Origin of the sequence: Bacillus sp. FSL R5-0654, from assembly GCF_038008745.1 — a bacterium.
In the GTDB taxonomy this organism is placed as follows: Bacteria; Bacillota; Bacilli; order Bacillales; family Bacillaceae; genus Bacillus; species Bacillus safensis.
Map to the genome: position 1 here is coordinate 2,967,236 of NZ_JBBOZV010000001.1, position 20,531 is coordinate 2,987,766.

At 43.6% G+C, this 20,531-nt stretch carries 20 protein-coding genes; 5 read left to right on the plus strand and 15 right to left on the minus strand.

Annotated elements, in window-relative coordinates:
* Positions 1-146 precede the first annotated feature (146 nt).
* The 6 genes from NSS76_RS15265 to yutH form a co-directional block, all read right to left on the minus strand.
* Positions 147-2,117, minus strand: coding sequence for a S9 family peptidase (locus NSS76_RS15265; protein ID WP_044331186.1), 1,971 nt, complete (start codon positions 2,115-2,117; stop codon positions 147-149).
* A 102-nt stretch (positions 2,118-2,219) separates the two neighbouring features.
* On the minus strand, positions 2,220-3,152 hold the full coding sequence (gene thrB, locus NSS76_RS15270) for a homoserine kinase (protein WP_024423360.1): 933 nt from the start codon (positions 3,150-3,152) through the stop codon (positions 2,220-2,222).
* Positions 3,149-4,210, minus strand: coding sequence for a threonine synthase (thrC, locus tag NSS76_RS15275; RefSeq protein WP_044331189.1), 1,062 nt, complete (start codon positions 4,208-4,210; stop codon positions 3,149-3,151). The genes thrB and thrC overlap by 4 nt, the downstream gene beginning before the upstream one ends.
* Positions 4,210-5,511: a homoserine dehydrogenase gene (locus NSS76_RS15280; RefSeq protein WP_041107666.1), complete on the minus strand. Its 1,302-nt coding sequence runs from the start codon at positions 5,509-5,511 to the stop codon at positions 4,210-4,212. Before NSS76_RS15280 ends, thrC begins: the two co-directional genes overlap by 1 nt.
* Before the next feature lie 223 nt (positions 5,512-5,734).
* Positions 5,735-6,703: a 2-hydroxyacid dehydrogenase gene (locus NSS76_RS15285; protein ID WP_073207280.1), complete on the minus strand. Its 969-nt coding sequence runs from the start codon at positions 6,701-6,703 to the stop codon at positions 5,735-5,737.
* A gap of 74 nt (positions 6,704-6,777) precedes the next feature.
* Positions 6,778-7,800: a spore coat putative kinase YutH gene (gene yutH / locus NSS76_RS15290; RefSeq protein WP_024423364.1), complete on the minus strand. Its 1,023-nt coding sequence runs from the start codon at positions 7,798-7,800 to the stop codon at positions 6,778-6,780.
* A gap of 132 nt (positions 7,801-7,932) precedes the next feature.
* Here yutH and NSS76_RS15295 point away from each other — a divergent pair, with 132 nt between their 5' ends.
* Positions 7,933-8,433, plus strand: coding sequence for a phosphatidylglycerophosphatase A family protein (locus NSS76_RS15295; protein ID WP_025094161.1), 501 nt, complete (start codon positions 7,933-7,935; stop codon positions 8,431-8,433).
* Between the two features lie 39 nt (positions 8,434-8,472).
* On the opposite strand, the gene NSS76_RS15300 is transcribed toward NSS76_RS15295, so the two are convergent.
* From NSS76_RS15300 to NSS76_RS15310, 3 genes are read right to left on the minus strand one after another with little or no spacing between them, the layout of a single operon-like run.
* Positions 8,473-9,246, minus strand: a complete 774-nt coding sequence (locus NSS76_RS15300) for a TIGR01457 family HAD-type hydrolase (protein ID WP_087978090.1) — start codon at positions 9,244-9,246, stop codon at positions 8,473-8,475.
* 18 nt (positions 9,247-9,264) lie between these two features.
* Entirely contained in the window at positions 9,265-9,699 is a 435-nt protein-coding gene (locus NSS76_RS15305; protein WP_073207287.1) for a DUF86 domain-containing protein, read from the minus strand.
* Positions 9,700-9,718: 19 nt separating this feature from the next.
* Entirely contained in the window at positions 9,719-9,994 is a 276-nt protein-coding gene (locus NSS76_RS15310) for a YutD family protein (RefSeq protein WP_024423368.1), read from the minus strand.
* Between the two features lie 120 nt (positions 9,995-10,114).
* Between NSS76_RS15310 and NSS76_RS15315 the strand changes: the two genes are divergently transcribed.
* Positions 10,115-10,750, plus strand: a complete 636-nt coding sequence (locus NSS76_RS15315; protein ID WP_133744612.1) for a YhcN/YlaJ family sporulation lipoprotein — start codon at positions 10,115-10,117, stop codon at positions 10,748-10,750.
* Between the two features lie 39 nt (positions 10,751-10,789).
* On the opposite strand, the gene lipA is transcribed toward NSS76_RS15315, so the two are convergent.
* Positions 10,790-11,686 carry a lipoyl synthase gene (gene lipA, locus NSS76_RS15320; RefSeq protein WP_008360456.1) on the minus strand — a complete coding sequence of 299 codons (897 nt, stop codon included), beginning with the start codon at positions 11,684-11,686 and terminating at the stop codon, positions 10,790-10,792.
* 326 nt (positions 11,687-12,012) lie between these two features.
* On the opposite strand from lipA, the gene NSS76_RS15325 reads away from it, so the two are divergent.
* Positions 12,013-12,957: a M23 family metallopeptidase gene (locus NSS76_RS15325; protein ID WP_226340801.1), complete on the plus strand. Its 945-nt coding sequence runs from the start codon at positions 12,013-12,015 to the stop codon at positions 12,955-12,957.
* A gap of 26 nt (positions 12,958-12,983) precedes the next feature.
* Here NSS76_RS15325 and yunB read toward each other — a convergent pair whose 3' ends face one another.
* The 4 genes from yunB to NSS76_RS15345 form a co-directional block, all read right to left on the minus strand.
* Positions 12,984-13,754 carry a sporulation protein YunB gene (gene yunB, locus NSS76_RS15330; RefSeq protein ID WP_024423371.1) on the minus strand — a complete coding sequence of 257 codons (771 nt, stop codon included), beginning with the start codon at positions 13,752-13,754 and terminating at the stop codon, positions 12,984-12,986.
* A 69-nt stretch (positions 13,755-13,823) separates the two neighbouring features.
* A complete protein-coding gene (locus NSS76_RS15335) occupies positions 13,824-14,129 on the minus strand; it encodes a YunC family protein (protein ID WP_024423372.1) in 306 nt (101 codons plus the stop codon).
* 67 nt (positions 14,130-14,196) lie between these two features.
* Entirely contained in the window at positions 14,197-15,570 is a 1,374-nt protein-coding gene (locus tag NSS76_RS15340) for a bifunctional metallophosphatase/5'-nucleotidase (protein ID WP_044331223.1), read from the minus strand.
* Positions 15,571-15,636: 66 nt separating this feature from the next.
* Positions 15,637-16,488: a DUF72 domain-containing protein gene (locus tag NSS76_RS15345; protein WP_044331225.1), complete on the minus strand. Its 852-nt coding sequence runs from the start codon at positions 16,486-16,488 to the stop codon at positions 15,637-15,639.
* A gap of 305 nt (positions 16,489-16,793) precedes the next feature.
* Here NSS76_RS15345 and NSS76_RS15350 point away from each other — a divergent pair, with 305 nt between their 5' ends.
* Complete coding sequence (locus NSS76_RS15350) at positions 16,794-17,963, plus strand: PucR family transcriptional regulator (RefSeq protein WP_341082420.1); 1,170 nt, start codon at positions 16,794-16,796, stop codon at positions 17,961-17,963.
* Between the two features lie 64 nt (positions 17,964-18,027).
* A complete protein-coding gene (locus NSS76_RS15355; RefSeq protein WP_341082421.1) occupies positions 18,028-19,185 on the plus strand; it encodes an oxalate decarboxylase family bicupin in 1,158 nt (385 codons plus the stop codon).
* A gap of 55 nt (positions 19,186-19,240) precedes the next feature.
* Here NSS76_RS15355 and NSS76_RS15360 read toward each other — a convergent pair whose 3' ends face one another.
* Entirely contained in the window at positions 19,241-20,431 is a 1,191-nt protein-coding gene (locus NSS76_RS15360) for an MFS transporter (RefSeq protein ID WP_206534338.1), read from the minus strand.
* Positions 20,432-20,531 lie beyond the last annotated feature (100 nt).

Below are 20,531 nucleotides of genomic sequence, written 5' to 3' on the forward strand. Positions count from 1 at the left end.
GTCTTCTTTTCAGCGTGATATGAAAACCCTTGAAGTCTAGGAAGGACGAGTACTGGCGCGGAGCGAATTTTCTATTCGTGAGCACCAGCACGCTGAACTGACACCGAATGCGAGGGTTTGTCAGCACGCTGAAGGGTCGTTTTTTATTAGGCTAGCTTTTCTCTAAACCATTCCTTTATAAAAGTCAGTCTTTGAATACGCTGCCCCGGGTGGCCGCTTCTGGATAAATCATGAGATGCCTTCGGGAATTTGACCAATCTTGTGTCTTTCCCAAGCTCCTTCAAGGCCACAAAAAGCTGCTCTGCTTGATCAACTGGGCAGCGATAATCTTCATCACTGTGCAAGATGAGGAGCGGCGTGTTCACCTGCTTCACATATTTTAGTGGCGAACGATCCCATAGCTTATCGACAGAATCATAAATATCCCCATCAATCTGCCACCTTGTAAAGAAATAACCGATATCACTGATGCCATAAAAGCTAATCCAGTTTGAAATGGAACGCTGTGTGACAGCTGCACGGAAGCGGTCGGTTTGACCAACAATCCAGTTGGTCATAAAACCGCCATAGCTGCCGCCTGTCACGCCAAGCCTTGTTTCATCAAGGAAATCATAGGCTTTGAGCACATGATCAACAGCCTGCATGACATCGTCATAATCAACGTCACCATAGTTTCCTCTCACACGGTCAGTAAACATCTGTCCATACCCATGACTGCCATGCGGGTTGATATACACGATGGCGTAGCCTTCAGAAGCGAGCATTTGAAATTCATGAAAATACGTATAACCATACATGGCATGCGGTCCGCCATGAACCTCTAGAATGAGCGGATATTTCTTTCCCTCTTCCATCTTGGAAGGCTTCATAAACCAGCCATGCACCTCGTCTCCATCTTTTGACTGAAAAGAAAATGGTTCAGGTTCCGATACGATATGCTCCTTTAGAAAATCATGATGCTCGAATGTGATTTGCTTTAGTTCTGTCTCCCCTAATGTCATCTCATACAGCTCACTTGGTGAGACAGGTGAAAGCCGGCTGAGCAGCAATTTGGATTCATTTGGATGAAGGCTGAAATTGGTGATATGTTCCGCCTCTAGTCGAACAGGATAGGCTAAACCTTCAATAGAGAAATAATAAATTCCTGTACTGCCTTGATCAGAAACAAGCGCATAAAACCCTTGGCTGTCCTTTGTCCACTGCGGAAGCTGATAGACCTCTCCCATCACGCTATCTCCTGCCATACAGTTCCCAACATACATATCCAGCATTTCTGACAGTTGAACCGTCTTTTCTTCCTTCAGATCATACAGCCATAGTGATGGGAAGGTAGCATTTTGAAATTCGCGCTCATGTCCAATATACAAAAGACTCTCTCCATTTGGAGAAAAAGATACGGTGGAATAAGCGCCGTTTGCTTGTGTGATCTTTTTTGTCTGACCATCTTCTAATGACAGAAGACACACGTCACTTATGTAAGGTATCTGTGGATTTAATTGAATAAAGGCAAGCCATTTGCCGCAAGGAGAAATCGTATGATTCATATGATGAACCTGCTCGCTCGTGACAGGCTCTATCTCTCCTGAATCGATATCTACCTTCACGATCTGCGTGACACGCCCATCTAAAAAGCCTCTTCCATCTGCTTTATAGGTCAAATCATCATATACCGCTGGAGCAAAGTCATCTTGCTCTTCCTTTTTTTCATCATGAACAGATTCTGATTGTTTCAATGACACAGCCGCATAAAGAAAAGCACCATCTGGAGAAAAAACAGGATGAGATACTCCGTAAGGAATCGTCGTTAAGGTTCGCACGCCGCCTCCTTCGCTCTTCATGAGCGCCAGCTGAGGGACTTCCTTTGGCTTTTGTAAAATAAAAGCAAGCTGCCTGCCGTCTTTTGACCAAACTGGCTGATGATGCTTTCCATCCTCAAATGTCCATTGTGCCAGCTCCTCTGTCTCTTCATCTCGAACCCATAAGTGGATGTTGTAATCGTCTTTTTTCTCATTCACAGTGACTTTTGTAAAGACTGCCTTTTGTCCATCTGGTGAATAAACCGGATGGGAAACAGAAACAATCTTTGTTAAATCTTCTGCCGTCATCAATTTCTTCATGAACGTATCTCCCCCTTTTATGCTTAAAAAATAGTTCGATCCTCTAAATAATAATCCCTGCTTCTTCCCATAAAAACAAGCATAAAAAAAGAACGTGCAGATTCACAGCACGTTCTTTACTTGATTAACAGGATGATGCTGCACGACAACCCCTTCTACTGGCACCGTCAGCAGATCAACTTCGCAATGCGGGAAATTTTGGGCTAGCTGCTCTTTCAGCGCTTCTCCCTTCCCTTTTTCCACTAAGGTGAGGATCGTCGGTCCAGCACCGCTCAAAGCCGTTCCATACGCTCCTTTAAGCGAAGCGACATGCTCTACCTTCGACAGCTCTGGCACGAGCATTGTGCGGTAAGGCTGATGAAATAAATCCTTATTCATCATTTCTCCAACAAGCGGCCAGTTCTGCGTCATTAAGGCGGCTACAAGGACGTTGCTCACAGCACTCGCACTGACAGCATGTTTATAGGAGAAATCCTCTGGCAGGACATCACGGGCATCCTTTGTGAGCACTTCATAAAAAGGAATCACCACGACGACATCTACATCCACATGCTGCACTTTAACGGCATGTGTTTTGTCTTCTTCATGGAGACCAATCAGTAAACCACCAAATAAAGAGGCTCCCGCATTATCTGGATGACCTTCTACCTCACTTGCATAAAAGAGCTTCTGATCATCTGTCATGTTTAATTCAAGAAGCTGATTGGCAAGTTCAATGGCGGCCACGATGGCAGCAGCACTGCTGCCAAGCCCCCGTGCCAATGGAATATCACTCCACACTTTGACATGAACAGGCGGGAGTGTTTTTCCAAAGTCATCTGCGACCTTTTTGGCTGTTTGATAAATCAGGTTGTCGGTGCCTGATGGAATCCCAGACACGACATCTGTTTCTGCTTCAAACAGCCAGCTATCATGGTCATAGACCGATAGCTTTAAATAGCGGCTGAGCGCCATTCCAACTGAATCAAAGCCTGGTCCTAAATTGGCAGTGCTTCCCGGTACTGTGATTGAAAAAAGCATGGAGGCTTCACTCATACGCGTGCGGCCTTTTCTAAGTGTTCAAGAATTTGATCTTCATCTGCATCGAGTGTGACCGGCTTGATTTTTGAAATATCGATAGCCGTATTTGGATCTTTCAGTCCGTTGCCTGTTAGTACCGCAACAACTTTACTGCCTGGCTTGATTTCTCCAGATTTCACCTGCTTTAACACGCCCGCAATCGACGCACATGAGCCTGGTTCTGCAAACACGCCTTCTTCACGTGCAATCAATTGATACGCATGAAGAATTTCCTCATCTGTTACTTCATCAATCTTTCCATTTGATTCCTCTGCGGCTGCCACAGCTTGTTTCCAGCTCGCTGGATTTCCGATACGGATAGCCGTTGCCACTGTTTCTGGCTGCTCAATCACTTCATTTCGAACGATTGCCGCTGCACCTTCTGCTTCAAAACCACGCATGACAGGCAGTCCAGTTCCTTTTTTCTCGTGATATTCCTTGAAGCCTTTCCAGTAGGCCGTGATGTTCCCTGCATTACCAACAGGAATCGCCAGTACGTCCGGGGCAGAGCCTAGCTGCTCACAGATTTCAAATGCTGCTGTCTTTTGTCCTTCAATTCGATAAGGATTGACCGAGTTAACAAGGGCAATCGGTGCTTTTTCACAGATGCTGCGGACGATTTTCAGTGCATCATCAAAGTTGCCATCAATGGCAATGATCTCTGCTCCGTACATGACGGCCTGTGCAAGCTTACCGAAGGCAATTTTCCCGTCTGGAATGATGACAATACATTTCATATCCGCACGGGCTGCATAAGCCGCTGCTGCTGCAGAGGTATTCCCTGTTGAAGCGCACATGATTGTATCATTGCCTTCTTCTTTTGCCTTTGCAACAGCCATGACCATTCCTCGATCCTTGAAAGAACCTGTTGGATTAACGCCTTCTGTTTTCACATGAAGCTCGATTCCCAGCTTTTCTGAGAGCTTGGCGAGATGGATCAGCGGTGTATTCCCTTCATTTAATGTTAGTTTAGGTGTAGATTCGTTTACTGGTAAGAATTCTTGAAATTCTTCAATGAGTCCATTCCATTTCATCAGCTTAAACCGTTCCCTTCTACTCGGTACGTGCTCTTCACTTGAACCACCACGTCGAGGTCGTTTAATTTTTGCAGGATATTTGAGAAATCTTCTTCTGAGGTCTGATGTGTAATAATCACAATTTCAGCCAGCTCATCATGTCCTTTCACAGGAAGCTGAAGGATCTTTTCAAAACTGATCCCTCTTTCAGAAAAAATAGATGTAATGCGGGAGAATGCCCCGACTTGATCTCTAACATGGATTCTTAAAAATTGCTGAGCAAATATTTCTGATGACGATTTGATCTTCTTCTCAAACTGCGGTGCGATAAATCCGCTTCCGTTCACGCCAAGGCGCATGTTTTTCATTACTGCCACTAAGTCTGATACAACAGCTGTTGCTGTCGGCAGACTTCCTGCTCCAGGTCCGTAAAACATCGTTTCTCCTACAGCACTTCCGTAGACATACACCGCATTAAATTCATTGTTGACGGATGATAAAGGATGATGATCAGGAAGTAAAGTTGGCTGAACGCTGACCTCCACTTTCTCTCCATCCCTCTGAGCAATGCCGATCAGCTTCATTGTATAGCCAAACCGCTTACTGAAATTAATATCCTCATCAGAAATATCAGAAATACCTTTCACCTTGACGTCCTCTAAATCTACATTCATAGAAAAGCCGAGTCTTGCAAGAATCGCCATTTTCCTTGCTGCATCCAGTCCTTCTACATCAGCTGTCGGATCTGCTTCTGCAAAGCCTAGATCCTGTGCTTCTTTTAAGACATCCTCATATGCGCTTTTATCGACATTCATTTTCGTTAAAATAAAATTCGTTGTACCGTTCACAATCCCCATCATCTTGGTGATTCGGTCTGAGGCCAATCCTTCCTCCAGCGTACGCAAAATCGGAATTCCTCCGGCGACACTTGCTTCATAATAAAGATCACAGCCATTTTCTTTCGCTACATGTAAAAGCTCCGTACCGTAAAGCGCCATTAAATCTTTATTGGCTGTAATGACATGCTTCTTCTCATTTAACGCATCTATTAAATATTGTTTTGTCTCTTCAATGCCGCCCATCACTTCAATGATGACATCGACCTCTGGATCTCTAATCACATCGTATACTTCAGTTGTGAAGACCTCTCTTGCGACATCCACATCTCTTTTTTTATCGGGATTGCTCACAAGCACTTTTTGTATTAATACCGGACAGCCGATTTGGTGCATTAATTTATCCTGATGGTCTTGGATAATTTTTACGACACCGCTTCCCACTGTTCCTAATCCTAATAGCCCAACTCGAATTGCCTTCACCTGAAATTCCACCTTTCTCCGTAAATGTCCTCTCTAAAAAGACATTTGTTAACCTTACACAGACATTCAATGTACACACATTATAAAGGGGTATCCTCATTTTGACAAGGTAATAAAATAAGAGATTGTCAGAATGAAACCGCTTAACAGCTATTTATATCAAGATTCTATATTTTCAAAATATTTTTGTTAGAAAAGCTCCCGAACACCGGGAAGCCTTATATTATAAACGAACCGGCGTTTTGGCTGGCTCGTCTTGTAAGACAAGCGCAATATTTTCAGCACATAAACGCATCATCGTTTTTCTTGTTTCGACACTAGCACTTCCAATATGAGGAAGGACTGTGACGTTAGGTAATGTCGTTAACGGATGAGACGGGCTGACAGGTTCCTCTCTAAATACATCCAGACCAGCGCCGGCAATTTTTCCTGTTGTGACCGCCTCGTATAAAGCATCCTCATCCACAGTCTGTCCTCTTGATACGTTAATGAAATAAGCAGAGTTCTTCATCAGATCAAATGCTTTTTCATTAAACATGTCTTTCGTTTCCGGGGTTAACGGCGTCAGACAGACGATGAAATCAGACTGCTTGAGCAGTTCCTCAAAAGCCGCATAGGTCACGCCAAGCTGCGCTTCTGCCTCGGGTTTTCTTGAACGATTATGATAAAGGACATTCATATTAAAGCCTTTGGCCCGCTTGGCTAGTGCTGTTCCAATGCTGCCCATTCCGACAATCCCGAGTGTTTTGTGATGAACATCAGCACCGGCAAGAAGAAGCGGCCCCCAGCCTGTCCAGTTTCCATCCTTAATCCAATCACTCGCCTCGACAATGCGTCTAGCTGACGCCATCAGAAGAGCAAAGGCTAAATCAGCCGTCGATTCTGTCAAGACGTCTGGTGTATGACATACGGTGATTCCATGCTTTTTGGCTGCTTCAAGATCAATATTGTCATAGCCAACAGCAAGGTTTGCAACCACCTTGATATTCGGAGCCTTTGATAAAAGCGGCTCATCTATTTGATCTGACAGCATGGTGAGAAGCGCATCCGCTTTAGCAGCTTGTGTTTCTAACTCTTCTCTTGGACACGGCTCATCCTCGCTTGGCCACATCTCAACATGAGCGACTTCTTTTAATGGTGTAAGTGATGCTTCATCCAGCTTTCTTGTGATATAGACGTAAGGTTTCGGCAAGAAGAACACTCCTTTAATCGATTTCTTTAAGCATAACGAAAAACGCCTCAAGAGAAAAGAGACGTTTTGTCTGTTCACTGAAACTTCAAATCAGCTGCAGGCTGAATCCAGCCAACAGCCGGAATGGGGCTGCCGCCGCTTCGCATGGCACTCATTTCTTGAAAGACCTTCAGAAAGTATTCATAACGATTGGCATCATTTAAGACGTAATCTAACCGCTCTTCATAATATGACTTTTCATTTTCTCCCGACATATAGTAGCCTTCTACAATTTCAAAGTAATGAAGCGGGAACAGCAGGCGGCTGTATAACAAACGCTTTGAAAAGGAGGAAAGAGGTGTCACCTGTTCATATTGCTGTAGAAAGGAAAAACCCTCTTCAATTAAATCCTCCTTATGCTGTACAAAGGTCTCTCTTAAGTATTCGGCAATATCACGAGTTGGATGATCAAAGACCCAATCCACAGGTAAACGAAGCGGCTGCTCATGCGGCCATGTCATACGTGAAAAGCGCTGATGACAGACAGTGCCTGAGTCACCTTCTTTTGGTTCATCATCAAGTTCAGTATCAACTAAATATTGAATGGCATTCTCCGTTAATCCAAGATAATACGGAAACGATTCAATGAATTTTTGTTCAAACCGTTGCAGCGGTTTTTGATGCATTTGCTGCATCCAAAAGCCTTCGAGCTGATCTAATCGTTTTGCCCATAATTCCTTCCAGGCACCGACACGTTTTGTTTCGGATACTTCATATGGAAAGCCTCTTCCCCTGACATGGAAGGCTGCCAGCTCTGACGCTTGCTGAAACGAGCGGCTTGAGATCGGAGGCGATGCTTTTAATAAAGCATACTGCTCCTTCCCATGAGTAAAGGTGGGTTTCTCTTCATTTGTTAATTCAAACACAGCGACGTATGGGTCTCCAGCATTCAGTAAATACTGACTGATATGATACAACTCCGAGAGTTCTTCTTCTCGCAAATGAGACACAGGAACAATGAGGAAGAGAGCCTCCGCCGTTTGAAAGCTCTGATAACTGCCATATGGCGTAAATTGACGAACATCAATACCAAATGTGTGATAAATGGTTTCTTTCATGTTTTCACCTGCGTTCCTATGATCAATCTCTTATCATATCGTAGTCGCAGGTTGAGGGATTTATGAATACTATTTACTATCCGAAGCTTTTTACACGTTGTGGACAAATTACGAGGATTGGGTGAGGAATACATGCCGCATCATCATGAGATGAACGAAGTAGAAAAAACAGCAAGACGCCGTTTACAAGAACGAGGCGTAACCATTCAAGATATAGCAGACCTTGTCTACTTTTTACAGGAAAAATATCATCCTGGCTTAGACATGACAGAGTGCATCCACAATGTGGAGCGTGTCATCGCAAAACGTGAAGTCCAAAATGCGATATTAACGGGCGTCGAACTAGACGTACTCGCCGAACAAAAAAAGCTGACTGAGCCGCTTCAATCAATACTTGAAACGGACGAGAGCCTGTATGGCGTTGATGAAATTTTATCCTTTGCTATCGTCAATATTTATGGTTCGATCGGCTTTACGAATTACGGATATATCGATAAAGAAAAACCAGGAATTCTTGGGAAACTCAACGATAAATCCACGGGCGAATGCCACACCTTTTTAGATGACATTGTCGGCGCTATTGCTGCCGCCGCATCAAGCAGGCTGGCACATAGTGCAAGAAATGCGGAATAAAGAAAAAGAGGACGCGCGCGTAACGCTTGTCCTCTTTTTTTATGATAATCGCTCAATCCACTCGGATAATGAATCAATGACATAGGTTGGCTGCTTTTCGTACTTCTGAAGCAGCTCTTTTGTTGTCACACCTGTATGGACGAGTAATGTGTCCATTCCTGCATTCATTCCTGCCATAATATCCGTATCATAGTTATCCCCCACCATGAGCGTCTCAGACACATCTGTCCCAAGTACACGCATCGCTTGTTCCATAATAATGGATTCCGGCTTTCCAATAAATGTCGGCTGAACCGTTGTCGTTACGGTCAGTACAGATGTTAACGAGCCGTTCCCTGGCAAAAGCCCTCTTTCTGTTGGAATGGCAATATCTCCATTTGTTGAGACAAATTGTGCGCCTTGACGGATGGCAATCGCACCTACTGCTAATTTTTCATATGTAATGCCCCGATCAATTCCAACAACAACGAAATCTGCATCTTCCTGACCAAACGTCAGCCCTTTTTCTTCAATGGCCTGCTTGATTCCTTCTTCACCGATCACGTAAACTGATGCATCTTTCTTTTGCTCAGCAATATAATTGGCCGTCGCCATACTTGTTGTAAAAACTTGTTCTTCTGTTGCTGGGATATCAAATGAAACGAGTTTTTCCGCTACCTGCTTTGGCGTACGTGATGAGTTATTCGTGACAAACAAGTAAGGGATGTTCAACTCATTTAACTTTTGAACAAATTGACCTGCTTCTTCGATCTTTTCTGTTCCTTTATACATTGTCCCGTCTAAATCAATTAAATAGCCTTTGTATTTCATGATGCTCACAACTCCAATGGTTTATTTAAACGCTGATACTGGGCCAAGCTCCTGTTCCAGGTAGGTACGGATGCGGCTTGGAAAGACCTCTAGCGCCTGCTCTACTTCGCTGATCACCTGCAATAAGTCATGATGATTTACTTCCTGATATTGCTGTACAAGTGTTTTGCGGGATGAGACAAGCTTTTTCAGCTGACTTCCTTCTCCTTCTGGTACAACCTTTTCATCAACAAGTATATCCATGATGTCATCATAGCTTCCTGGGTCACGCATAATAAAGCCATCAATCATGTCATTTCCGGTATCAAGAATACATTCGACGAGCAAATGAACAATTCGTTCCAGCGCTTTTTTCTCTAGAGGACTTGTCCATGTTTGATGACTCTGCAACAACTCATATTGCTCCTCGAAAAAACGTAATGTCTCTTCAATCTTTTTTCTGTCTACGAAATACATCATGACGCTCCCCTTTGCGTTATTTTCTGATTCGTTTTAAGACAAAATAGGCACAGCCAAAATTACAGTATTCATAAATGTATTCATCGAGTGTGCTGATTTTAGTATCAAATGTGGCCTTTTGGTTTTGGTCATCAAAGAACCCTTTCAGCCTGAGCTGATTGTAGCCCCAGTCCCCCACAATATAATCATACTTATTTAAAATATCTGAGTACCTTGCTTTAAACGCTTCTTCATTAAAGCCGTCTTTGATATCTCTTACAAGATCAAAGGTAGCATTCTGAACGACGATCATCTTCTCACCTCTTTTTAAACGATCCATCTTTAATGATAATTCATTGGAAGAACTCCATCAATTGCTAAAGCATGTTTTTTCCGATTTAGCCGAAGCTAAAGGAAAAAGGAGGTCACATTTATGAAGAAACAACTGACTGCCGCGATTCTCCTCAGCATGGTTTTAGGCGGGTGCGGCTTTCAATCAGGTATGAACCGGCAAGTGGATGAAGATTCTTCAAGTAAAACCATCCGTCTGTCGGATCGTCATGAAGGAAATAATTCCAATATGCCAGAAGCAGATACAAACAAAGCAGGATATGTTCGTTATCAGCGCCAGCAAGTAACGGATCAGAAAGAAAGAACCCCTGCTTTAAATCGTGAGCATCTTGCCCACGTGATTACAAGTCTAACGGTGCAGCTGCCAAACATCAAAGATGCAGCCACACTTGTAACAGATGAGGATGCACTCATCGTGTATCGAACAGGAAACAAAAACCGTGATGAATCTGCCGATCAAGTAAAGAAAACGGCGGTTTCTGTTCTCCCTCGTTATTATCATGTATACGTCTCTGATAATCCAGAGCACTTTCAATCCATTGCCAATTTTTCACGTCTTCAAACCAATTCACGTGATTTTGACCAAATTTTAACCAAAACGATTCAGCAAATGAAGTATTCCCCTCAAGGCGGTAACATATCGAATCAAGAAGATGCAAATGGCATGACGAATTCCGACCGTACGATGAGAAGAAACGCCCCTTACGGCCAAAATTAATACGAGAAAAAACGCCAGAGAGCTCTGGCGTTTTCTTTGTTACGCTTGCGCCTGACGCTTTTTAGACGCTTCGTTTACTTGTTCATCTGCATGGTAGGAAGAGCGCACAAGCGGCCCAGCTTCACAGTGGCTAAAGCCTTTTGACATCGCAATTTCCTTCAGCTCTGCAAACTCATCCGGATGGTAGTATTTTTGAACTTTCAAATGCTTTTTCGAAGGCTGTAAGTACTGGCCAATCGCCATAATATCCACGTTATTGGCAAGAAGATCATCCATGACTTCAATGATTTCTTCCTTCGTTTCACCAAGTCCAATCATAATGCTTGATTTTGTTGGAATATCGGGCTGCATTTCTTTTGCACGACGCAAGAATTCTAATGAACGATCATATGTAGCACGCGCACGAACTCTTGGCGTTAATCTGCGAACTGTTTCAATGTTGTGATTTAAAATGTCAGGACGAGTGTCCATTAACGTCTTCAAGTTATCATAATTGCCGCCCATGTCTGAAGGGAGAACTTCAATGGTCGTGAATGGGCTTTTTCTTCTAATCGCACGAACGGTTTCAGCGAACACACCTGCGCCGCCATCCTTTTGGTCATCCCTTGCAACCGCTGTTATAACAGCGTGCTTTAAGTTCATTAAGGCTACTGAATCTGCCACGCGTTCTGGCTCTTGCAGGTCAAGCTCAGTTGGAAGTCCAGTTTTCACCGCACAGAAACGGCATGCGCGCGTACAAACAGATCCAAGGATCATAAATGTAGCGGTTCTTCTCACTGCCCAGCATTCATGAATATTCGGACATTTTGCTTCCTCACAAACGGTATGCAGGTTGTTTTCCCGCATCATTTTCTTCAAACCGGTATAGTTTTCATTCGTATTCAGCTTAATTTTAAGCCAGTCCGGTTTTCTTACGTGCTCTTCCTTCTTTGCCAATTCCATCATCTCCATATGAATTCGTTAAAGGTGCATCTACAAAAATCTTCCTGCTATATACGATGGATGCAGCTAAGAAGCTGCAAAAAATTGAATCTTCGGCCTAAAGCCTTTTCTTTAGACACTTTAACATAGTACAGATTGAACAACAAGGGAATGAGCTGCAAAAATACCCAAAAGCCTCCTAAAAAAACAGAAGAAAATTACTAACATTTTCTTCTTATGAAATAGAGTGTTCTAACCACACTAAACGGTAGAAGATGATGCTCGATGAAAGGAGATGGACGTTTGTGAAAGTGGTTTTAGCCATCATGATTGCTCTTTCAATGCTCCCTTTACCTGTTCATGCAAAAGGGACGGGCAAACAGCCAGATGAATTGAAGCAAAGAATGGCCCTATATGAAAAAGTCTCCATCACAACACAGGTTCCATGGTATGTACTTGCTGCAGTTGATCAGTATGAACACAATATTCGAAAAAGCAGAAGAGATTTACCGAAACAAAAAGGCGTCATTGGCATCTACATTCCCCGGGAAATGTGGATTGGACCAGAAAACCCGAATAAACAGGATACCTCTCCTTTAAGCATTAAAGTGTTTGATGGAATTGGTCTTGATGGGAATGGGGATGGCAAAGCAAGCAGCAATGACGATGAGGATGTATTATTCACTTTTGCACAATACTTGCTTCACTACGGCAGCAATATTGATCAATTAAAAATTGGCTTATGGGACTATTATGGACGTGATCAAACCGTTGGAATCATTTCATCTTTTATGAAGCTATATAAGCACTACGGCCATCTTGATCTTGGAAAGCATGCTTTTCCTCTTCCGGTTGGAGCTGACTACAGCTACCGAAGTACATGGGGAGATGCAAGAGGGTTTGGAGGAAGGAGAATTCATGAGGGAACCGATTTATTTGCCCATTATGGACTTCCCGTTCGTGCGACATCGTATGGCGTGATTGAAATGAAAGGCTGGAACCGCTTTGGCGGCTGGCGGATAGGCATTCGAGATATTCATAATCATTATCATTACTTTGCTCACTTAAATGGCTTTGCGAAAGGACTCAAGACAGGTCAAATTGTTGAACCTGGCCAGGTGATTGGATCTGTCGGAAGCTCCGGTTACGGTCCTCCAGGCACCGCAGGAAAGTTTCCGCCGCATCTTCACTATGGCATGTACAAAGACAACGGCAGAACGGAATGGTCATTTGATCCATATCCTCATTTGAGGGCGTGGGAAAGAGCTGAACGGAAACGAAAGTAAATAACAGCCCAATCATTGTTGGGCTGTTATTCCTTTTTCTTCTTTTTTTCTGGAAGAACAATTGATGGAGCACCTGAGTTTGTTCCGCTGCCATTATAATAATCTGGCACGTCTCCTTGAACGGCTTGTATGGAGACAGGAACAGAGTTTTTCACTACGATTGTTTCAGAAGCAAATGGGATAATGACTCTTACCTTGACCTCGATCAGAACACTAATATCAATCAAGGCATTGTTGATGCCATAAGGCTTAATATTTTTTTCAACGTCCGTATGCGGATCACCAATCACACTAAAGCGTACAGGCACTTTGGGTCCGAGGTTGGCAATGAGTGCATTTCCGGATGCTTGCCCAAGCGGAATGTTATATATAATGCCGTCATGTCCATCTGTTTGATCCTTTAATGCTTCTTTTGCCTCTTTTTGAAAGTTCCCCTTTTCAATGTCCTCTAAATTTTTTTGAAGATGACGCGAGAGGTCAGCCATTGCTTTCGATGTTGCTTGCGCATTAAAATCGATGGTCGTCACTTTTCCGTTCTCACTTGTATTCATGACCACCATATCCTTCATATTCTCCTGATCGTCTGCAAAGTCTTGAACTGAATATTGTATGAGGTGATTGGCGATGCGCTCTGTTTCTAGTTCAGCAATATGAATAAGGGTAGGTTTAATGGATCGGTTGATAAAAAATAAACTAATTACGGTTGAGAGCACAAAGAATAAAATCGCAAGTAGCATAACGTAACGAAATGGCAAAGGGCCCTTCTTGTAGGGGCGATAACGGCGGTTCATTCTCAATAAAAAATCCCCCCTTCTCCATTACATGTGTATGCAGACAGGCGGGGGGATAGGAATCATCTCTCTATTTTATTTCACCATTTTTAATAATGCATCTCTTCCAATTGTTCCAACTGAGATGCCCAGCGCTTCTGCGGCGTATGTCACAGATTCTAAAGGAGCATCGAGCAATTGCTCAATGGTTCTTACACCAACTGCTCTTCCTGCAATAATTCCTCTATCTGCAAGCTTTTCATTCAAGAGCCCGACATCCAGTGCACCGCACATGATATACCCATGTTCATTTGTTACTGCCATGAAATTTGTCTTCGGCAGCTTGACGGTGACCGCTGTAAAGGAATGGCCATCAATTGTAATAGGTGTTAAATTCACCAAATCCCTTCACTCCTCTCATCACAATCTATGTGAAAAGAGGGCGCGTGTTGTTAGGCTGAAGCGGAATTCATGTTGCTTCCTTCAAGCGCCATGTCAGAACATCACGTAAAAATTCAGGCATAAAATATTCAATGTGTTCGTGATCACGGATATGGGGAAAAAGAGAGCCTAATGTATACATATCGACTGTGCCAACAGTATAGGAGGCGTCTTTTTTGATCAATTGACCATGTACAAAGACATCCTTCACCCGTTTGGCCTCGCCTTCTTCTAATGTATAGCTGAGGTCGCTATATAGCATTTTCCCCATCAGCTCACCTCTAAAGCCGAAGCCCTTGATGCGCAGCTGTTCCATTTTTTCTTCACAGCCTCGCTGAACTGTTTCGATGAGCTGTTGACCGGTAAGCGTCACCCGAATGGGATTAATGGGATGCGGACATATCCGGTGGATTTCTTCTCTTGTGACGATCCCTGCCTCTAATGAATCAAGCACCATACCTGCATTCATCATGCCAATATCTGCTCCGCACCAATCTTTAATGGCATCTGTTAAGAGCTGCGGAAGCGGAGAATCGTCGAACCACTTCGTTTCTAGCTTCGACTCAATCGTTGTCACTTTTTCCTGCATGAGTGCTTTCGCTCTTCTTTCTGCCTGCTGCAAGGTGGTGATGGCTTCATCTGATTCACTGATGAGCTGATCCACTGACTGTACTGTCGCTTTTTTCTCTATCAGCTCTTTGCGCGCTGTATCGATCGTCAGCTCAACGCAGCCAATATAATGCCCGTACTTTTCAGCGCATGCAAGCAGCACACCATTGTCCATTTCACCTTGTTCTAACAGATGATGCGTGTGTGAACCTAGGATGATGTCGATTTCAGGGAAATCACGGGCGACCTCTCGATCATGGATGATACCGAGATGAGATAAAAGCACAATGACATCTGCCTGTCCCTTCACTTCCTGCAGCATGTCCCGTATGCTGTCAAACGGATCAGTAATGTTCCAGCCCAGCTTTTCATATACAGGTGTATACGCAATGGTCACGCCTAAGAGACAGAGCTTCAGTCCGTTTTCCACTGTGATCATATGATAGGGCTTTGCCCATGATGGCCTTTTGCCTTTCTCAAATAAATTAGACAGGACCACTGGAAATTGTGCATTCTCATACAAGTGATCCAGCTGATCATGGGGCAGCGTAATGCCTTCATTATTCCCGATCGTGACTCCATCATAGCCAAGCTGATTGAGGAGCTTGACGTTTACCTTTCCATAATCCGCTTCGGATACGAGGTTCACTCGATCCATATGGTCGCCAATATCAAACAAGAGCATCTGATCGTGAACTTGACGCTTTTCTTCAATATAAGCTGCAATTTTTGGCCAGTTCTCAAAGTGGCTGTGCAAGTCGTTTGTATGATATAACCATAGCTTCTGCAGCATGTTGATCTCTCCCTCAAGTTGTCACTGACCGTCTCATTCAGGTTGAAAGCTTCAGTCAGCTCTCGGTTAACTAAATAAATCTAACTGCTTCGGAGACAGGTTTGAATAGGTGATATCCAGCAAATCAATCATCTGCTGGCCATTTGCCGCTGCATCTCCGCCGGAGTTATTATTAAACACGACATAGACATCTTTCGATTGCTGATGCAGGATGTCGAGATTCTTTTTCCACTCTTTTAATTCAGCTTCATTATATAAATATAAGTATCTCACTTCACGCCAATTCTCATGGTCTGCCGGGTGAAGCCAGCCCTGTTTATTCCTTCCATGAAATCGGACCAATGTTTTATCACGGTGTGTAGCTTGTATGACCGGCGGAATGGAGCCTTCTCCGACTTGTGGTTCATCACAGACGGAATGAATCCATCCTTCCTTTTCCATAAAGGACAAAGTCTGCTCATAAAATTCATCTGAAAACCATGTACGATTTCGGAATTCGAGAGCACATGGAATGTCCCCCATCTTCTCCTTACACCATCTTAAATAGTGGACGTGCTCTTTTTTGCAATCAAACCATGGGGGAAATTGAAAGAGCACCATGGCTAGTTTCCCTTCACGAATAAGCGGAGTCAGCGAAAGAATAAATGCATCAAACATGTCTTCCTTTGAAGCAAACGGAATCTCGCCCCTTTGATGTCCAGTCATTCCTTGGTATGCTTTCACAACAAATTGAAAGTCATCTGGCGTATCCTTTATCCACTTTTCATGATTACGCTCAGGCTGAACCGCATAAAAGCTGGCATCCAGTTCCACAATCGGAAACGTTGACGCGTAGTGAAACAGCTTTTGCGCGCTGCCGATTCTCGGCGGATAAAGACTGTCATGATCTCCCCAGCCAGTTAATCCGATATAAATCATGTTTCTCACCTCTTGCCACTCTCATGTATAGACGGCTTCCTCATTCGAAGCCTTTGTTTCTTGTGATACCCATATTTTCTGAAAGAAATTCTTCTGTCTACAACATATCATATTTGCTCGTAATTCTGAATGAAGATGACTGGCGGCACGTGATTTTGTCCTGGCGCTCTGTTTGTTTGTTATATTAATTGACAACTTTCTATCTAAAATGATTTTAGCTGATAACATAAAATGCATATCAGAGATGTAGACAGTGATTGTCCATTTTTTTATTCATCTTCACCAATAAAGGAGATTGAGTGGATATGAACATAGACGATAACCAGTTTGAAATTTTACAAAAAATGGCCAAAAAGATTCACAAGCCCATCTATTTGTTTAACCAGCATGGACGTATTCTCTATACCTCGCACCCCATGATCACAAGCTCAGAATGGATGCACATTCTCCCCTTTTTTCAAAGCAGGACAACTCATTCTTTTTCAATGATACATGCAAAACAAACCTTTTCCATCTTTCCAATTGATCTAAACGAACAAACATGTGATTATCTGGTCATCCTTGCTTTCATTCACCCGCAGAATAAAAATTTACATGGGATCATTGCAAAAGCAGTAAACGAAATGTCGATTGCACGTATGAGACAATATGCCGCCCTGCAAACGGCCAAGCGTGCTAGAAATGAGGGCTTTCGCAAATGGATAGAGAGGGCATCGTCTTCCCAGCAAGATCCCTTACATTTCGTTCAGGCGTTTGGATTAAACGCCGAATGCCGCTATCTATGTATGATCTATCAGCTTGACGAGCGCAGTGATACCACATGTTTTATGAAGCAGCAAATGGTTTTGGATCAGGTGGTTGATCTGCTCGAAAGTGCACTTCCAAGCTGCCCATTTCCTGCCTTTCTGTTTTTAAAGGGTGATATGGGTGTTGTATTGATGGAGGAGACTGGCAGTTGGCCAGAGGTTAGCGACAGGCTCAGCTCTTTTTTAAAACAGTTGCAGATGCTTGTTAAACTGCAAGTGAATCATACTATTTCTTTTGGGGTGAGCTTGACGGGCTGCCACATCTCCCATCTGTCTGAAGGCTACAATGAAGCATTAGAGGCTCTTCAAACCGGACATCTCTCATCGCGGACTGAATATATTCAATTTTATCAAGCCAAGGATGTGCCAGATTTACTAAGGCTCATTCCAAGAAAGGATATGATCACGTTTCACCAGCTGCACCTTCACCCGTTATCTGAACCAGCACAAGTCGATCCAAGCCTTCTTCACACCTTATCTGTTTATTTAGAAACCCATTGCCACATTTCAGAAACAGCCAAACGATTGTCCATTCATCGCAACACGGTCATTTATCGCCTCGAGAAGTGTGAAGAATTGCTTCGAATCAGCTTAAAAGATTCTGACGCAACATTGCGGCTGCGCTTAGCCTTCCGTATTCAAATGTTTCTCTCATCCCATCCTGATTGAATTTTTTCTTCTGAAACCTCATATAGTTTGGAGGAGAAAAATGAGACTTGAGGAGGGATGATAAATGGATGATGAGCTCCGTCACATCCCGCAGCCCATTCGAAAGGATGGCGCGGGTGCCACCGACTTAGGCCCGCGCGATGTCCTTCGAGATATAGAGAACCCAGATATGCTCGTTCCCCCTAAAACCGATGCCGGGACAATCCCAAATTTAAAATTTTCATTTTCTGATACACACATGCATTTGAATCACGGCGGCTGGTCGAGGGAAATTACAAAGCGGGAGCTGCCTGTTTCAACAACGATTGCAGGTGTCAACATGCGGCTCACACGCGGAGGTGTTCGTGAGCTTCATTGGCATAAGCAGGCGGAATGGGCGTATATGATTTTAGGCAAAGCCCGCATCACATCTGTAGATGCAGAAGGGCGAAATATGATTGCTGATCTAGAAGAAGGCGATTTGTGGTATTTCCCGCCTGGTATCCCGCACTCCATTCAAGGACTTAAGGATGGTTGTGAGTTTCTTCTTGTATTTGATGATGGCGATTTTTCTGAATTTGATACATTCACGATCACAGACTGGTTTGCCCATACACCGAAAGAGATTCTCTCCGCCAATTTTGGTGTTCCTAAGAAATTGTTTGACCATATTCCGAATAAGCAGCGCTATATGTTTCAAGGCTCGCCGCCGTCATCCTTAGAAAGCCAAATGGTATCTGATCCATACGGGAGCATTAAGCCGCCATTTACGTACCAGCTCCTTCGTCAAAACCCGATAACGACCTCTGGCGGAACCGTCCGAATTGTCGATTCACGGAATTTCCCGATTTCAAAAACGATTGCGGCTGCACTTGTTGAAGTAAAACCTGGCGGCATGAGAGAAATGCACTGGCACCCTAATAACGATGAGTGGCAATACTATTTAACAGGTACAGCTAAAATGACGGTCTTTGGAGCAGGAGGTACTGCCCGCACCTTTAATTACAGAGCAGGTGATGTTGGATATGTTCCTTTTGGTATGGGACATTACATCCAAAATATCGGCCAAACGAGCCTTTGGTTTTTAGAGATTTTTAAAAGTGACCGGTTTGCAGATATTTCGTTGAATCAGTGGATGGCCTTAACCCCGCCTCAATTAGTGAAAGAGCATTTACACGTAGATGAAGCGATGATTCGTGCGCTTCATAAAGAAAAATCACCTGTCGTGAAATATGAGAGATGATGCCCATCATAAAAAACCGATCAATTCGTCCTGATCGGTTTTTTATCAGCAAAATTTAAGAAGCTGCCGAAGCATGCTGCACTTTTTTCCCCCACACGATGGATGCAGCGAAGCTTACGCAAAGCACCAGTGTTCCAAACATAAAAGGATACTCAATATTCACATCAAATAATATACCCGCAAGACTCGGTCCGACGATATTGGCAAGGCTCATAAAGGATGTATTGAGACCGCCTGCTACCCCTTGCTGATTGCCTGCCATCTTGGACAGCAATGTATTGAGGGCTGGTCGGACAAATGACGTAGCCGATAAAAATAAAATCGAACCCGTAAAAATCAACCAAAAGGACGGCGCAAAACGGCAGGCGATTAGCATGAAAGCCGCACCTAATAGCGCATAACGGACGACTCTCATCTCTCCAAATCGTTTCACACAGGCATTCACTAACACCCCTTGAACAAGCACCCCGGCAAGACCCGCAACCGTAATCACAAACGCAATATCCTTCGGTGAAAATCCGTGTTTTTGGTCTACATATAAGCCGAAAATCGATTCAAAATGAATGATTCCGAAATTGAGGACAAAGGCCAATATAAACAAAAAGCCGTACGATGTCCTTAGAGCCTCGATCATTTGTACAAAAGGATTGAAATGAATATCCTTGTTAAGCCGCGCCTCTTCCTGTTTTTCCTTTGTTAAAGTTTCAGGTAAGAAGAGGATGGATAACAAAGTAGAAAGAGCAGCAAAGGAACCGGCAATCAGAAATGGAAATGCGATCCCGTACTCAACCAAATAGCCGCCTACGCCCGGCCCAATGACAAAACCTAGTGTCATCGCTGCACTGAATAGACCCATTCCTTTCCCTCGGTCCTTTTCACTTGTGATATCAGCGATGTATGCAAACATAGCCGGCATAAGCAAAGCCCCGGCAGCACCGCCTAAAAATCGAGACACGAACAGCATCCAAAGCTGATCAGCAAAAGCAAAAATAAACTGAGCAATCGTAAAACCCGCAATCCCGGCAATGATCAATTTTCTTCGTCCAAATCGATCGGTCAGTGCCCCGGCAACCGGCGATAACGCAAATTGTGTAAAACCTGTTGCAGCGACAAGAAAACCGAGTGTTTTTCCTGTTGCACCAAAGGCTTCGATGTAACTCGGCATAACAGGTACAATGAGGCCAAAGCCAAGCATGGCAATAAAAATATTGAGCATCAAAATGTATAATCTGCCCATCTTCTTCATACAAAAAACCTCTTTCTGCAAATAAATGAAAATGATGACAAAAATGATAAGAACTTCTCCAGTATAGCGATAACCTCATCTATAAGTCTAGTTTTTCAAA

What these genes read in the sequence shown, in the direction of transcription:
- NSS76_RS15355 (WP_341082421.1), top strand. Translation starts at nt 18,028, where the DNA reads ATGGATGATGAGCTCCGTCACATCCCGCAGCCCATTCGAAAGGATGGC.
- NSS76_RS15310 (WP_024423368.1), bottom strand. Translation starts at nt 9,994, where the DNA reads ATGATCGTCGTTCAGAATGCTACCTTTGATCTTGTAAGAGATATCAAA.
- NSS76_RS15350 (WP_341082420.1), top strand. Translation starts at nt 16,794, where the DNA reads ATGAACATAGACGATAACCAGTTTGAAATTTTACAAAAAATGGCCAAA.
- NSS76_RS15295 (WP_025094161.1), top strand. Translation starts at nt 7,933, where the DNA reads ATGCCGCATCATCATGAGATGAACGAAGTAGAAAAAACAGCAAGACGC.
- thrB (WP_024423360.1), bottom strand. Translation starts at nt 3,152, where the DNA reads ATGAGTGAAGCCTCCATGCTTTTTTCAATCACAGTACCGGGAAGCACT.
- NSS76_RS15265 (WP_044331186.1), bottom strand. Translation starts at nt 2,117, where the DNA reads ATGAAGAAATTGATGACGGCAGAAGATTTAACAAAGATTGTTTCTGTT.
- NSS76_RS15345 (WP_044331225.1), bottom strand. Translation starts at nt 16,488, where the DNA reads ATGATTTATATCGGATTAACTGGCTGGGGAGATCATGACAGTCTTTAT.
- NSS76_RS15360 (WP_206534338.1), bottom strand. Translation starts at nt 20,431, where the DNA reads ATGAAGAAGATGGGCAGATTATACATTTTGATGCTCAATATTTTTATT.
- NSS76_RS15315 (WP_133744612.1), top strand. Translation starts at nt 10,115, where the DNA reads ATGAAGAAACAACTGACTGCCGCGATTCTCCTCAGCATGGTTTTAGGC.
- thrC (WP_044331189.1), bottom strand. Translation starts at nt 4,210, where the DNA reads ATGAAATGGAATGGACTCATTGAAGAATTTCAAGAATTCTTACCAGTA.
- NSS76_RS15325 (WP_226340801.1), top strand. Translation starts at nt 12,013, where the DNA reads ATGCTCCCTTTACCTGTTCATGCAAAAGGGACGGGCAAACAGCCAGAT.
- NSS76_RS15340 (WP_044331223.1), bottom strand. Translation starts at nt 15,570, where the DNA reads ATGCTGCAGAAGCTATGGTTATATCATACAAACGACTTGCACAGCCAC.
- NSS76_RS15305 (WP_073207287.1), bottom strand. Translation starts at nt 9,699, where the DNA reads ATGTATTTCGTAGACAGAAAAAAGATTGAAGAGACATTACGTTTTTTC.
- yutH (WP_024423364.1), bottom strand. Translation starts at nt 7,800, where the DNA reads ATGAAAGAAACCATTTATCACACATTTGGTATTGATGTTCGTCAATTT.